Consider the following 15,179-nt stretch of genomic DNA (forward strand, 5'->3'; position numbering starts at 1 on the left):
AGTCCCAAACTTCCTTGTTACAGTTAAAAATATCATCTCGACTTTTCCTTTAAAAAAGCACAAAAAATCGGCTCATTTTTACCAAAAAAAGTCTTTATAAGCCACTAATTATTCTCAAAAAGAAGAATATTTACGAATTACGCCATTGAGGAAAACCGGCAGTTTTAGACTCATTTTCATGCGTTAACGACCGTGATATTCCAAAATTCTTGAATTTTAGACCGCTTTCCAGACAAAAAAGAAGTAAAGCCATATATCCTGAATACCTTGATCAAGCATTTTTTACCGAATGCACGTTTTTCATCCATTAACTATTTAAAACTAATCTAGCTTATGAGAATTAAAATGAAGGATTTATTATCCTTGCTATGCCTGATGTTTTTTTCACACATCGTGCTAGCCCAATCGATCACTGTCTCAGGGAAAATAACGGACGTACAAGGCAGTCCGCTTCCTTCTGTTAGTGTAATCATCGAAGGAACCTACGAGGGTGTTCAGTCTGATTTTGACGGAAACTACACCTTAAATGCCACCAAAGGACAAACCCTGATGTTTTCCTACATCGGAATGGAAACTCAGCGAGTTATTGTTGGCGATAATCCAACCATCAATGTAACCATGGCCGATGCCTTAAGCGAATTGGAAGAAGTCGTTGTTACCGGTTATTCTAAACAATCGACCCGAAATATCACAGGCTCGGTAACCATTGTAAAAAACGAAAACCTGGAAGCTGTCTCTCCCGTTAGCGTTGAGCAATCGCTGCAAGGACAAGCCTCGGGTGTTTTAGTTGGTTCTGAAGGTGGTCCTGGAGGATCAGCATTGGTTCGTATTCGTGGTTTTGGAACGGTTAACAACAACGATCCCCTCTATTTGATTGATGGTACTCCGACAACCTCTGGAATCAACAACCTAAACCCGGCCGATATTGAGTCTGTTCAGATTCTGAAAGACGCATCGTCAGCGGCAATATATGGTTTTAGAGCTGCCAACGGGGTAATTATTATTACCACCAAAGGAGGCAAATATGCCAGCAAATCAAAAATTACATTCTCCGGAAATACAGGAGTTGACTTCGTGTCCAAATCTGATTTCCCTGAATTTTTGACTCCACAAGAGATGGCTGATGTTATCTGGACCCGTTTTAAAAATGATGGCACAGATCCTTCTCATCCTCAGTTTGGCAATGGTGCACAACCCGTATTGCCGACCTACCTAACACCAGCGGGAGCAAGCACTGCAGATGAATCAACCTACAACGCGTTGACCAATAAAATTACCAAAGCCAATAAAGAAGGTACCGATTGGTTTGATGAGTATTTTAATCCTGCCTTAGTACAAGACTATAACCTGGGCATGTCAGGGGGAACTCAAACAGCCCGCTTCAACATTGGCTTAGGCGTTTTGCAGCAAGACGGTGTGGCTTTAGAAACTTACTTCGACCGCTATACTTTCCGGGCCAACTCTGAATTTAAGGCTTCGGATAAACTCCGTTTTGGGGAGTCGTTCAATCTTTCCTATTCTGAGCGTGTTTCAGCTGGCGGCAACCAGAATACTGGTGGTGATATTTCATTCATCTACCGTGCCGACCCAATTCTACCTGTACACGACATTGCCGGGAACTATGCCGGAACCCAAAGTCCGGGACTTGGAAATGGGTATAACTCAGTAGCTGCAGCCAAGCGTAACAAGGATGATGTAGCCCGTACTTCCAGAGCTTTAGGAAATGTTTATGCTGAAATGGATCTTCTGAAAGGCTTAACATTCAAATCCAATATTGGGTTGGATTATGGAACCTACCATTTCTCAAACTTCCGAGGAATGAATCCAGAAGTATCAGAGCCCAACTCGGTAAACAAACTCGATGAAACGACCTGGTACAATTTATCTTACACTTGGTTTAATACACTTAGTTACTCGGTTAGCCTGGATGACCACCATATCGACGCTTTGGCCGGTACGGAATTTTTCAAACATCAGACACGTACATTCAATGCTGCCCGTACCGATTTTTTCACAGAAGCTCTTGACTATCGCTACCTGGATGCAGGTACTGGTACCAGCACGAACTACGGCTACGGCGGCAAACGTGCCTATTTCTCTGCTTTTGGAAAAATTGATTATAACTATGCTGACCGCTACTTGCTTTCATTCTCGATACGACGTGATGCAACCAGCCGTTTTGCTGAAGACAACCGCGTGGGGTACTTCCCTTCATACAGTGTCGCCTGGCGTCTTTCCAATGAAGAATTCATGAAAGGCTTATCTTTTATCACGGACCTGAAAATTAAAGCAGGTTACGGAGAGCTTGGTAACGAAAGTATTCCTGAAGGAAGAGTATCCAACTTATATGGTAACGATATCAATACATCCAACTACGACATTGTTGGAAGTAACTCTTCTGCAACAGCCGGTTACAATTTACTCTCCATTGGAAACCAAAACTTGAAATGGGAAACCACCACAACTAAAAATATCGGTATTGATGGTATTCTTTTCGATAGCAAACTGAATTTCAGCTTCGAGTATTACAAGTCAGAAACTGTGGACATGTTGTTGCGTAGCGCTGGCGATATCACCCTGATTGGCCATGTAACTGCTCCATACGACAACTTAGGAAGTATGGAAAACAAAGGTTTCGATTTCTCAATTGGATACAACGGAACAATTGGGAACGAACTGAAATTCAATGCATCGACCAACGTTTCTGCATACAAAAACAAGGTGTTAACCTTAACGGATAATTCAGACTACTTCCTAAATGGTAATGCCGCCCGTGAAACGTATCCATCGCGTACGCAGGCAGGACACCCACTCGCTTCTTTCCATGGATTCATTATCGATGGTATCATTCAGAATGAAGCTGAACTGGATGCTGCTGCTGACTACCTGGGAAAAGATGTTGGTACATTCAAATACCGCGACGTGGTTGAAGACGGTGTAATTAACGATGATGACCGAACTTACATTGGCAATCCTCATCCTGATTTCACTTATGGTATTAATTTGAACATGGAGTACAAGCAGTTTGACTTTGCGGTGATGTTCCAGGGAAGCCAAGGGAATGACATTTACAACTTCACCCGCTTCTTTACTGATTACAACAGTTTCCCAGGAGCCAAAAGCTATCGCTACAAAAACTCATGGACCTCCAGTAATCCGGGAGCAACTTTACCAAAGCTGACCAACAATCCGGCACAACACTACTCGAGTGCCAGTACTGATTATATTGAAGATGGCTCATACCTGAGATTGAAAAACATTCAATTTGGATACAATTTTCCTAAAGCAGTCACTTCAAAACTCAACATCGGTTCGTTGCGCCTGTTCGTTCAAGCCAAAAACCTCATTACCTGGACCAACTACTCGGGTCTTGACCCAGAGATCAACCTGCAACGATACGGAGGTGATGATGTGAACCTGGACATCGGTATTGACCGTGGTGCGTACCCTGTTGCAAAGTCTATTCTTTTTGGTGTTAACCTAACGCTCTAAGCCGGTTTGACAACCATTACATGAATTATGAATGAATTTCTAAAAAATTGAAACGAATGAAGAAAACAATCATATCATCGCTATTTGCCTTATTGGTGTTGGCAGCATGCGAAAACAAACTGGACATCAATCCCCAGGGAAGTTTGACCGAAGGGGTTATTGAGATCAATGAAACCTGGGTTGGACAACAGCTCATCAGCGCCTATGCCATGCTAGACGGAAACCCCGGCTACTTCTGGGCTCCCGCCTCAAACTGGACGTTGGGCGATGTAGCTTCTGATGATTTTTACAAAGGAACAACCATTTCGGACCAGCCACCACTCAACGAAATTGAGCGCTATGCCCCCAACACCACGAATATTTACCTGATCCGGAAATGGCAGGCCATTTATGAAGGCATTTACCGTTGTAACCAAACACTGAATTCCATCAGTATGGCTATTGAAAACGGTGTTGAAGAGAGTAAGCTAAAACCATTAGGTGCTGAAGCTCGTTTCCTCCGTGGGCATTATCATCTGGAAGCCAAGAAAATCTGGAACAACATTCCTTATATTTCTGAAACAACAGTTGAAGCAGTTCCAAACGATGTTGATGTGTGGCCAAATATTGAGGACGATTTGAAATATGCCGTTGACAACCTGCCTGATACTCAAGATGACGCTGGTCGTCCGACTTCTTGGGTTGCCAAAGCATACTTAGCCAAAGCACACATGTTCCAAAATGACCTTGATGCTGCCGGTCCAATCTTGGATGATGTCATCAACAATGGTCCATTTAGCCTGGTAACCAACTACCATGATAATTTCAATGGCGAGAAAGATAATAATTCAGAGTCTGTCTTCGCTGTACAAAACTCGGTGAACGATGGTGGCGATGGCTACATTAACGGAAACCGTGGAAACCGTTTGAATCACCCGTATGCAGCTGATGCTCCTGGTGGTGGTTGCTGCGGATTCTTCCAACCTAGTCAAAACCTGGTTAACGCCTACAAAACCGACGAAAACGGCTTGCCTTACCTGGACACATTCAACGATGAAGATGTTAAAAGTGACCAAGGCGTTCCATCCGATCAGGCATTTGCTCCTTACGAAGGAACACTGGATCCACGTTTGGACTGGACAGTTGGCCGTAGAGGTATTGAATACTTAGGCTGGGGACCAATGCCAGGCATGCGCTGGGTACGTGATCAAGCCAATGGAGGCCCATACGTAGCTAAGAAACACGAAGTTTTGAAATCGCAGGAAGGAACAATTTCAGCAGCAGGATTGCCTCAGTACAACGCCATCAACACCCCGTTGATTCGCTACTCGGATGTTCTTTTATGGAGAGCCGAAGTACATGTTGAAAACGACCAACTGCCTCAAGCAATGGAACTGGTCAATCAAGTGAGAAGAAGAGCTGCAAATCCTAATGGCTTTGTTATGAATGCCGATGGCACACCAGCTGCCAACTACTTCATCAAAGAATACACTGAATTTCCTTCAAAAGAATATGCCGAAAAAGCCGTCCGCTTTGAACGCCGACTTGAGCTGGCATCCGAAGGACATCGCTTTTTCGACCTGGTACGTTGGGGAATTGCTGAATCGGTACTTAACGCTTATGTCTCAGCAGAGCAAGACCAACGGGTATACCTGAAAGGAGCCACTTTTGTAAGTGGTACCAATAGCTATTACCCCATTCCATTGGAAGCTATCAATACTTCAAGAGGAGTCTTGAAACAAAACCCTGGCTACTAAAATGGTTAAATAATTAGTTTTAAAAAAAGGAGGCAATACCTTAAAAAGTATTGCCTCCAATTTAAGTAAGTTAATACAACAACAAACTCGCTCTTAACAAACAAGCTATTCATTATCCACCCGAGGTATCAATTATTACTATGAAATCATTAATTCGAAAAACATTTTTCTTCGCGTTGGCTTCACTCCTTGTTTTGTTCGCCTGTCACTCCAATCAGCAAGCTGAAAAATCAACAACAACAGATCATTCCAAAAACCTGATTCAGTTTGTCAACCCCTTTGTCGGAACAAAAAACATGGGACACACATTTCCCGGAGCAGCCGCTCCATTTGGAATGGTTCAACTAAGCCCGGAGACCAATCAAGAGCCATTCAACAAGGATGGACGCTACAACCCCGACACTTACGCCTATTGTTCCGGCTACCAATATGCTGATTCAACGATCTTTGGATTTAGCCATACCCATTTTAGTGGAACTGGTCATTCTGATTTAGGCGATTTTTTGATTATGCCGACCACCGGAGCCCTTCAACTGGAGCCCGGAAAAGCCGGCCAAGCCCAAAGTGGCTTTCACTCCAGCTTTTCGCACGACAATGAAGAGGCTGAACCTGGCTATTACCAAGTAAAGCTGGATGATTACAACATCCATGCGGAGCTCACGGCTAGCGAACGGGTTGGTTTTCATCAATACACGTTCCCCGAAGCAGAGCAGGCACACATCATTCTCGATCTTGTTTCGAACATCTACAATCACGAAAACAAAAACGTGTGGACTTTCGTCCGGGTTGAAAATGACTCCACCGTAACCGGATTCCGCCAGACCAATGGGTGGGCACGCACCCGAACCGTATTTTTTGCCATGCAGTTTTCAAAAGCTTTCAGCTCTTATGGCCATAAAAAATACGATGACGTAACCTACAATGGCTTCTACAAGCGATTTGACGAGTCTGAGAATTTCCCAGAAATGGCCGGAAAAAATATTCGGGCTTACTTCAACTTCGCCACCCAAGCCGACGAAAAAATCAAAATCAAATTTGCGTTGTCAGCAGTAAGCACGCAGGGAGCATTAAAAAATCTGGCGGCGGAAATTCCTCACTGGGATTTTGACCAAACCAAGCAAGAAACACAGGCTAAGTGGAACCACGAACTGGCCAAAATCGATGCGAAAATGCCAACTCCCGAGCAACAGGAGACATTCTACACCGCCATGTACCACACCATGCTCAACCCCGTGGTGTACGAAGATGTGGATGGCCAATACCGCGGACTTGATCAGAACATTTATCAATCTGAAGGATTTACCAATTACACGATTTTTTCGTTGTGGGATACCTACCGTGCGTTGCATCCACTGTTTAACCTAACACAACCGGCACGCAACAACGATATGATTAAGTCGATGCTGGCTCATCATGACCAGAGTGTCCATAAAATGCTTCCCATTTGGAGCCACTATTCCAACGAAAACTGGTGCATGATTGGCTACCATTCCGTTACGGTACTTGCCGATGCGATTGCCAAGGGAACAACTGATGTTGATTTGAAGAGGGCTCTGAAAGCCTGCCAAAATACTGCAACGGTCCCCTACTATGATGGACTTGACAGCTACCTGAAGCTTGGCTACGTTTCAAACGAAGCCAGTGCCTACTCGGTATCCAATACGCTGGAATATGCTTATGACGACTGGTGTATTGCCCAAATTGCCCACGAAGCCGGTGATCAGGAAGCCTACCAAGCCTACCTGAAACGCTCCGAGAATTACGAAAATGTTTTTGATGCCAAATCAAACTATATGCGCCCTCGGCTAACCAATGGTGATTGGCGACAAAATTTCAATCCGCTGGATACGCACGGCCAAGGTTTTATTGAAGGGAATGCCTGGAACTACGGGCTTTATGTCCCGCACAACATCGATCACATGATCAGCCTGATGGGCGATAAGGACGAATTTACCGATCATTTGGATCGCATTTTCACCACCGAAATTGAAGATAAATACATTGAGCAAAACGAGGATATCACCCGCGATGGAATTATTGGCAACTATGTACATGGCAACGAACCAGGACATCATATTCCTTACCTGTACAATTGGACCAATTCCCCTTGGAAAACACAGGAACGCGTGCGGATGATTATGGACACCATGTACAGCAACGCCAAGGATGGCCTGTGTGGTAATGATGATGCTGGACAGATGAGTGCCTGGTACATCTTCAGTGCTTTGGGTTTCTATCCAGTTCTGCCGGGTTCTGCCGACTATTCCATAGGAAGTCCATTGGTGCAGGAAGCAAGCATTCATTTAGACAATAGGCAAACCTTCACCGTTAAGGCAATCAATCAAAATCCAGAGCATATTTACATTCAGAAAGTAGAACTGAATGGCGAAGTACTGAACTTCCCAACCATTTCCCATCAGGATATTATGAAAGGAGGAACACTAACTTTTTACATGGGAAGTGCTCCAAACAAAACCTGGGGAATACGTAATTAAGCAGCAATCAATCAAACTGTAGCCAACAAATAGCTACAGTTTGATTACTCCTAAACAGGAAAATACCTTAATCGAAAGGCTCATCTAACCTAAGCGATTTATATATCAGAAAGCCTCCATCTCATCCGATGGCCTTTGACGTATTCCTCATTCATACCTCAAGGCCTCAACCGGATTGCGGGTGGCGGCTTTCCAACTTTGCCAGGCAATCGTAAGCATAGCAATTCCAAGTGTTAAAGCTCCTCCCAGCAGGTAAACCCACCAGCTAATTTCAGTTCGAAAAGCATAATTCAGCAACCAGCTTTTCATTGCAAATACCGATATTGGAACTGCAATCACAATCGCAATGAGCAGTAAGGTGACAATCTCTTTAGAGAATAGAAAAACAACATGTCCGACCTGAGCTCCAAGCACTTTACGAACACCAACTTCCTTCACTTTTTTCGAGGCAGTGAAAGTTGCCAAAGCCCACAAGCCCAACATTGAAATGAAGAATGCCAAGCCCGTAAAAACGCTTACAATTCGCCCAAAACGACGATCGGTTTTATATTGCTGATCAAAAAATTGATCCAAAAAGAAATAATCGAAACTAGATTCTGGGAAATAGGAATTCCAGCGTTGCTCCAACAAACTCAAAATGGCATCGTAATCCTTTCCAGCTGTTTTAACAGCTATAAACCGGGGACCAATCCAACCAATCCGGCCATTCATTAAAAAGATAATTGGCGTGTGGGCATTACTCAAGCCCCGTTGATGCCAGTTCTTGACAACTCCTATAATTTCAGCAGGTTCAGCTTCTCCTTCCAACATCACACGCTGCCCAATGGCTTCATCAGGTTTCACAAATCCGAAGGAAGCCAAAGCAGCTTCATTGAGCAGGATATTCTGCTGGTCGTTTCCAAAACCGCGCTGAAAAGAACGGCCTGCTGCCAACTCAAAATCAAAGGTTTCAACAAAATGATCATCCACCGTCAGCATTTCAAACAAGCGATGCTGCGTTTCGTCTCCCTGCAATCGGTTCGACGCAAAATAAGCCACTTCCATACCCGGCACCGAACCCGCGACAGTCGCCGATTGGATGTTATTCTCCTGCTTCAGGTTGTCGGCAAACATGGCTACTTTTTGCCCCAGCTCATCGCGACTAACCGGATACTTTAACACAATGGTCTGATTGATGTCCACGCCCAAGTCCTGTTCCTGCATAAAACGTACTTGCTTATACACGATAAACGTTCCGCAAATCAAAAACAAGGAAGCCGCAAACTGAAAAACCACCAGTATCTGACGAGTGGTTCCTGCTGAGCCTGAATTAAAATAGTTTCCTTTAAGAATGACAGCTGGTTTCACACGGGTCATCACAAATGCCGGATAGAACCCCGAAGCAACAATTCCTAAAAGCAACATCAATATAGTTGATATCCAGAAGCGAGGCTCCTTCAGGATAAATAAACCAACAGATTCTCCTATCAGCTGATTAAACAAGGGGCGTAAGGCCAAAACCAAAATGGCCGCCAATAAAATGGCTAGCAGGTTAACAATCCACGACTCAGTCATGTACTGCCGAATCAGTTGCAATCGGAACGCCCCGGAAACTTTACGCACTCCCACATCTTTTGCCCGCTCCATCGATCGGGCTGTCGTTAGATTCACGTAGTTAATCCAAGCTGTCAGCAAAATAACAATTGCAATGATCACGAGTGTTACCAATGCACGTTGGTTTCCTTTCGTTTCCCGCTCATATTGTTTTTGAGGATTCAAACGAATATCACTCAAGGGGACAAGCGATACCCCCCACTTTTTGTTTTTCAGGGCATCACCCGTTTTATATTTTTCGGCCATCTGGGGAAAAGCAGCTTCAAGATCTGCTGGATTTTTCCCTGGGGATAGTTCCACATAGGTGTAGGCTTCATGGATGTACCAATACTCACGCATCCAATCGGGCAAGGAAGTGTACGATATCAGGTAGTTATAACGAATGTGCGAGTTCTGTGGAAAGTTTTCAACTACCCCCGTTACTTCATACCCTTGAAAAGAAGAGCCTGAAGCAAAAGTCAATATTTTTCCAATTGGATTTTCGTCCTTGAAAAAACGGTGAGCAACATCGCGGGTAATAACAACCGTATTGGGTCGTTCCAATTGCGAAGCCACATCGCCCTCAAGCAACTGAAAATCGAACACCGAGAAAAAAGAAGGTCCGGTGTAGGCAATCCCTGTTTCCCGACTCCGCTTTTCCTGGTAAGAAACCACCTGCTCCATATTATGCACGCCGATACGCACATAGTCCTCAACGCCTGTCATCTCATTTTGAATGGCACTTCCATAACCAAATGAACTGGTTGCCCAATCATCCGTTAACACATCCCCCTCATAAAACTGACTTTCCACACGGTAAATTCGATCGCGTTTGCTGTGCATGCCATCAAAGCTGTACTCAAAGCTCACATAATTCAAAATGAGCACAGCAACCGCTAATCCAATTGCCAATCCAAATAAATTAATAATGGAAAAAAGTTTGTTCTTAGCCTGGTTACGGAAGGCTATTTTCCAGTAATGCTGAAACATAATTTCTAATTTCGTAGTGTATACTATTTTAATGTTTATTCTTTGTTTTATTATTCATATCGCAACGCTTCAACAGGATTCCTCGTGGCTGCCTTCCACGACTGAAACGAAACCGTTAGCAAAGCTATCCCCAAGGCCAGCAATCCGGCCAAGGCAAATATCCACCAGCTTAAGCTGGTTTTGTAGGCGAAATTCTCCAACCATTTATTCATCGCATACCAAGCAACCGGACAGGCAATCACAAAAGCAATAGCTACCCATTTGACAAAGTCTTTATTAAGCATCGTAAGGATTTCGGAAATCTTGGCCCCATTGACTTTGCGGATGCCGATTTCTTTGGTGCGCTGCTGCGAAATAAATAATGCCAATGCACTAATTCCTATGATGCTAATCAGTATGCTGATGCTTGAAAAGGCAAAAAGAATGCGGACAAGAGTGGTTTCAGCTTTATATTGCTGTGCAACTTTCTCATCCATAAAAAAGTAATCCATTTCTTGGTTGGGGAAATACTCGCTCCATACCCTTTTTATGGCATCCATTCCAGCATGCAACCCCCCTTCATTTAAGCGTATATGTGCAAAACGAGCACGGTTTCTCGCTTCATCCAAGCTAAAAACAAAATCACCAATGGTTTCATGTGCCGAGTTGTAATTGAAATCTTCAACAACTCCAATAATTTTTATAGCCCGATAATATGCTTCCCAACGTTTCATAGGTTGCGTTTGCAAATATGAATTAAGTTCTTCTATACTACTGTGTTTCTCCATTAAACGTTTGTATAAATGGTTGTTTATAACCATTCCCCGAATAGTATCGGCAGTGGGATTTATCCAGTTTTCAATCAATTTAATGTTCATGGTTTTAAGGTAATCGTAGTTGGCAGCAACCAATTCTGCGGTTCCTTCAATACCAAAACCTTCGAGTTCCAATTTTTGTGTCGGATATCCGAAGTACTGATATGCCATACCAACTTCGGTCACCTGACTTTGATTTTTAAGCTCTTTTGTAAAAGTACCTGAATCCTTTCTTAGGTCTTTCATATGTAGAACAACTATATTTTCCTTATCAAAGCCTAAGGGTTTATTTAATACGAAGTCAATTTGTTTGTTTACCAAGAAAGTTCCTGATGCCAATACAACTACAATAGCAACCTGACCGACCAAAAGGCTTTTTAGCAAATAGCTTCCCGAGAAATTGTTCCGTTGGGCAAGAATATCAATCGTGGAATTTCTACGTAAAAAGAACACAGCAACAAAAAGGGCTGTTACTGTTAGAGACACACCAATAACCGCTAGGATACTCCAGTAAATAGCCGGTTCGTTGAAAAATATTTTAAACTCTATGTCAAACAATTGATTAACAAAGGGGTTCGCACTTTGAACAAATAACAAGGAAATACCAATTGACAGCACACATACGATCAATGCTTCGGTTAATACCTGCCTGATAATTTGCCACTGGTTAGCCCCAATGGACTTTTTTAATCCCAGCTCTTTTGAGCGCTTTATGAGCTTGGCTACAGTGAGATTGGTAAAATTTAACAACGAAACCAGCAGAATAATAAAGGACACAATTATAAATAGTGAGATGTTTATTTTGCTCGAACTTTCGCGCAACTCGAAACGAAAATCTGATTTCAGATGGATGTCGTCCAATGGAAACAAGGAAAAATCCCATTCTTTGGGGCCACCTTCCTGTTTTAAAGAACTCTTATCCCAAAAAGCTGCGATCCTTTTGGCGACCAATTCGGGAGATGCACCTTTTTGAAGTTTAAAGTAATGGTAAGCCCATAGCCTTTTTAAGTTAGGAATTGTTTTTTCAAAGGACCTTTGCATATTACCTTTTTGCGATGCCAGCAATTCGTATTTTAAATGTGTTTTGGAATGGGCATTTTTTACAATTCCACGAATTTCATAATCGCCAATATCATTTTTGTATTGCCCGGCTTCAAATTTGATGATTTGACCAACCGGATTTAGGCTTCCATAGTGTCTACGAGCAAAATCTTCTGAAATGAAAACGGTATTTGGTTGCTCCAATTCAGATAGGTCACCTACTTTCGATTTAACTTCAAACATTTCAATAAAAGCATCATTAACCCATAAAATATCGTTTTGATAAAACGAGTCGTCATCTATTTTTATGGTTCCAACAGGACAATGTACAAATTGGGTCGCCAGTTCCACCTCCGGAATTTCTGACGAAGCGGAATGAACAATCCCTAAACTACGTGCCCATGGTGAATCTTTGCTTATTCCAGCAGTTGAAATTACCCTGTAAATATTTTCATGTCCCGCAATATGCTTGTCAAAACTTTTCTCATTTGAAACATAGATAAATAGAATGAAAAATGATGAAATGCCAATTACCAAGCCAAAAACATTAACTAGCAGAAAAGCTCTGTCTTTTAAAAGTCGGCGAATGGTTATTCTGAAGTTATACATGGTTTAATGTGCTTATAGGTTGTTTTATTCATACCGCAAGGCTTCAACCGGATTCCTAGTGGCTGCCTTCCACGACTGAAACGAAACCGTTAGCAAAGCTATGCCCAAAGCCAGCAAACCAGCCAAGGCAAATATCCACCAGCTTAAGGTGGTTTTGTAGGCGAAGTTTTCGAGCCATTTATTCATCGCATACCAAGCAATCGGACAGGCAATCACAAAAGCAATAGCGACCCACTTGATAAAGTCTTTGTTGAGCATCGTAAGGATTTCGAAAATCTTGGCCCCATTGACTTTGCGGATGCCAATTTCCTTAACGCGGGCAGAAGCGATTAACCAGGAAATCGTAAAAAGATTGATCACACTTATAAAAATCGCCACCAAAATAAATAAGCGAAATATCTTAATCAGCTCATTTTCTTTCTGAAACTGCTTGTTGTAATGATCTTCCACAACTAAAAACTCAAACGGATAATTGGGAAAAGTGACTTGAAACTTATCCTGAATAAATGGGATCACCGATGCATAATTGCTCGTTGCCAACTTCAATGAATAATTTCCCCAGAGCATGTTCTTCGTCCAATCAATCAACACAATGGGTTCATGCTTTTCTTTTGTGCTTGAGAAATCAACATTCTCGGTCACTCCAATGATCTGTACATCAAAGTCCTGCATTCCACTTTCATCCTTCATGTTCAGAACCCGACCAATCGCATCGGTAGGATTTTCGAAGCCCAGAACAGATAAACAAGCGCGGTTAACAATGCAAGCATTCTTCCCTTCGGCATTGCCCGAAAAAATGAAATTCGTTCCGGCCAGCAACTTCATCTTATAATTTTCAATGTAATTGCTATCCACCACCATGATGGCTGCTTTCCCCTCCTTTTGGCTCTCCACTTCCTTGAAATTAAAATTATACGCAGGAAGATCTCCCGGAATTTTATTTGAAATCGAAATCCCAAGAATCGCATGATGACTCAAAAGGTCATGTTCAAATGCATTCAAATTGGAAACCAATCCAGATGTTCTTCTAAGGTTTTGTGGCACCTTAACAACAAGTGTATTTTCAATATCCAGCCCTTTATCCTTTTCAAGCATGTAATTCAGCTGCTTATTCATTCCCACAATTCCCACAACAATAGCGATGATGATCACAAACTGCCCCACCACGACCAGTTGTCGGTAAGAAATACCGTTCCCAATCGGCTTATACTTCAAGGTCATCAGCTCAAGAGCTGAAAACTGATTAATCAGCCAAGCAGGCAATGCTCCGTTAATCAGCACACTTAATAACAAAATTCCAAACAATCCACTCAAGAATAAGGGTTCCCTGAAAACAGGCTCCAGCAACATGTTAAACTCATTGCGTAGCAAAGGCGAAAGTGCCGAAACAGCAGCAAGAGCAATAAGCAAGGCTAACAAGTGGATCACCAAAGACTCCGCAAGCGAAGCCCATACCATTCCCAAAGACGTGGCTCCATTAATTTTTTTTACACCAGTATATTTGGCTGAATGAATTAAGCGCGAAAATGAAAACTGAATGTAGTTGAAGCCGGAGGCGACAAGAATCAACACTCCAACCAGAAAAATAAGGAAAACATATTCAGCTTTAGAATTATGCTGTAGCTCATCCTTTAAATCCGAATGAAGATGAATTTCATTCAGTGCTTGCAAATGATACTCGTGTCTTACTTTTGTTTTTTCAAATGCAATCTCTTTGTTCGCTGCAACCAAACGATTAATCCCCGATTCAATATCACGAACTTCGGCCTTCTCGTTCAATCGCAGGTAAGTATAAAATCCAACCTCACCCCACTGTGCTTTCGCCGGAGGGGGTAAATGCATGTCGTCGTGAAAAGAAAGCAACACCTCTGCCTTAAAATGCGCCTGACTGGGAATATCCTGAAAAACGCCGTCGATGGTATATTCATAGCCCGGATATTTAAACAATTGCTGACCGACAGGATCAGATGATCCAAAATATTTTTTAGCGGTACTTTCTGAAATAATTGCTGTGTATGGGCGTGTTAAAACCTGCGATTTATCCCCCTGTAATAGCGCGATGGAAAAAACATCCAAAAAACCGGGAGATGCATGATAGATCTGAGGATTCGAGAAAATCTCTTCGCCGATTTTATACTGCGGATTGCTCGCTTTTGTTATAAAGCCCGCTGCAACTACCCCCGGATAGCTCTCCTTTACCGAAGCTGCTACCCCTCGCTCACATTCCGGAACAGAAAGGCTTAACTCGTTCCCACTGTACACATCTGTGGTAACCCGATAAATGTTCTTATTATCCGGAAAAACACGATCAAAACCATGTTCGTAAAATGCATAGGCTGCAACCAGGACAAAAGTAATTATCCCAATACAGACAGAGGAAAGCAAAAACAAAGTATGCTTTCTTTCTCGAAGCAGATTTCTGAAGGCCATTCGCAAGTAGTAGTTCATAA

6 protein-coding genes are annotated in these 15,179 nt (G+C 42.7%); 3 read left to right on the top strand and 3 right to left on the bottom strand.

Annotated elements, in window-relative coordinates:
* Nucleotides 1–333 precede the first annotated feature (333 nt).
* The 3 genes from BM156_RS00550 to BM156_RS00560 all read left to right on the top strand — a co-directional run bounded on the left by BM156_RS00550 (nt 334) and on the right by BM156_RS00560 (nt 7,723).
* The gene (locus BM156_RS00550; RefSeq protein WP_093917869.1) at nt 334–3,492 is read left to right on the top strand and encodes a SusC/RagA family TonB-linked outer membrane protein; all 3,159 of its coding nucleotides are present in this window, start codon (nt 334–336) and stop codon (nt 3,490–3,492) included.
* 56 nt (nt 3,493–3,548) lie between these two features.
* Nucleotides 3,549–5,228: a RagB/SusD family nutrient uptake outer membrane protein gene (locus BM156_RS00555; RefSeq protein WP_093917870.1), complete on the top strand. Its 1,680-nt coding sequence runs from the start codon at nt 3,549–3,551 to the stop codon at nt 5,226–5,228.
* A 140-nt stretch (nt 5,229–5,368) separates the two neighbouring features.
* Entirely contained in the window at nt 5,369–7,723 is a 2,355-nt protein-coding gene (locus BM156_RS00560; protein WP_093917871.1) for a GH92 family glycosyl hydrolase, read from the top strand.
* A gap of 147 nt (nt 7,724–7,870) precedes the next feature.
* Here the strand turns inward: BM156_RS00560 and BM156_RS00565 are convergent, their stop codons facing one another.
* The 3 genes from BM156_RS00565 to BM156_RS00575 are packed head-to-tail and all read right to left on the bottom strand — an operon-like array spanning nt 7,871 to nt 15,177.
* Entirely contained in the window at nt 7,871–10,285 is a 2,415-nt protein-coding gene (locus BM156_RS00565; protein ID WP_093917872.1) for an ABC transporter permease, read from the bottom strand.
* A 50-nt stretch (nt 10,286–10,335) separates the two neighbouring features.
* Entirely contained in the window at nt 10,336–12,729 is a 2,394-nt protein-coding gene (locus BM156_RS00570) for an ABC transporter permease (protein ID WP_093917873.1), read from the bottom strand.
* A gap of 24 nt (nt 12,730–12,753) precedes the next feature.
* Complete coding sequence (locus tag BM156_RS00575; protein WP_170846812.1) at nt 12,754–15,177, bottom strand: ABC transporter permease; 2,424 nt, start codon at nt 15,175–15,177, stop codon at nt 12,754–12,756.
* Nucleotides 15,178–15,179 lie beyond the last annotated feature (2 nt).

Origin of the sequence: Sunxiuqinia elliptica, assembly GCF_900113005.1 — a bacterium.
Taxonomy (GTDB): Bacteria; Bacteroidota; Bacteroidia; order Bacteroidales; family Prolixibacteraceae; genus Sunxiuqinia; species Sunxiuqinia elliptica.

What these genes read in the sequence shown, in the direction of transcription:
- BM156_RS00550 (WP_093917869.1), top strand. Translation starts at nt 334, where the DNA reads ATGAGAATTAAAATGAAGGATTTATTATCCTTGCTATGCCTGATGTTT.
- BM156_RS00555 (WP_093917870.1), top strand. Translation starts at nt 3,549, where the DNA reads ATGAAGAAAACAATCATATCATCGCTATTTGCCTTATTGGTGTTGGCA.
- BM156_RS00560 (WP_093917871.1), top strand. Translation starts at nt 5,369, where the DNA reads ATGAAATCATTAATTCGAAAAACATTTTTCTTCGCGTTGGCTTCACTC.
- BM156_RS00565 (WP_093917872.1), bottom strand. Translation starts at nt 10,285, where the DNA reads ATGTTTCAGCATTACTGGAAAATAGCCTTCCGTAACCAGGCTAAGAAC.
- BM156_RS00570 (WP_093917873.1), bottom strand. Translation starts at nt 12,729, where the DNA reads ATGTATAACTTCAGAATAACCATTCGCCGACTTTTAAAAGACAGAGCT.
- BM156_RS00575 (WP_170846812.1), bottom strand. Translation starts at nt 15,177, where the DNA reads ATGAACTACTACTTGCGAATGGCCTTCAGAAATCTGCTTCGAGAAAGA.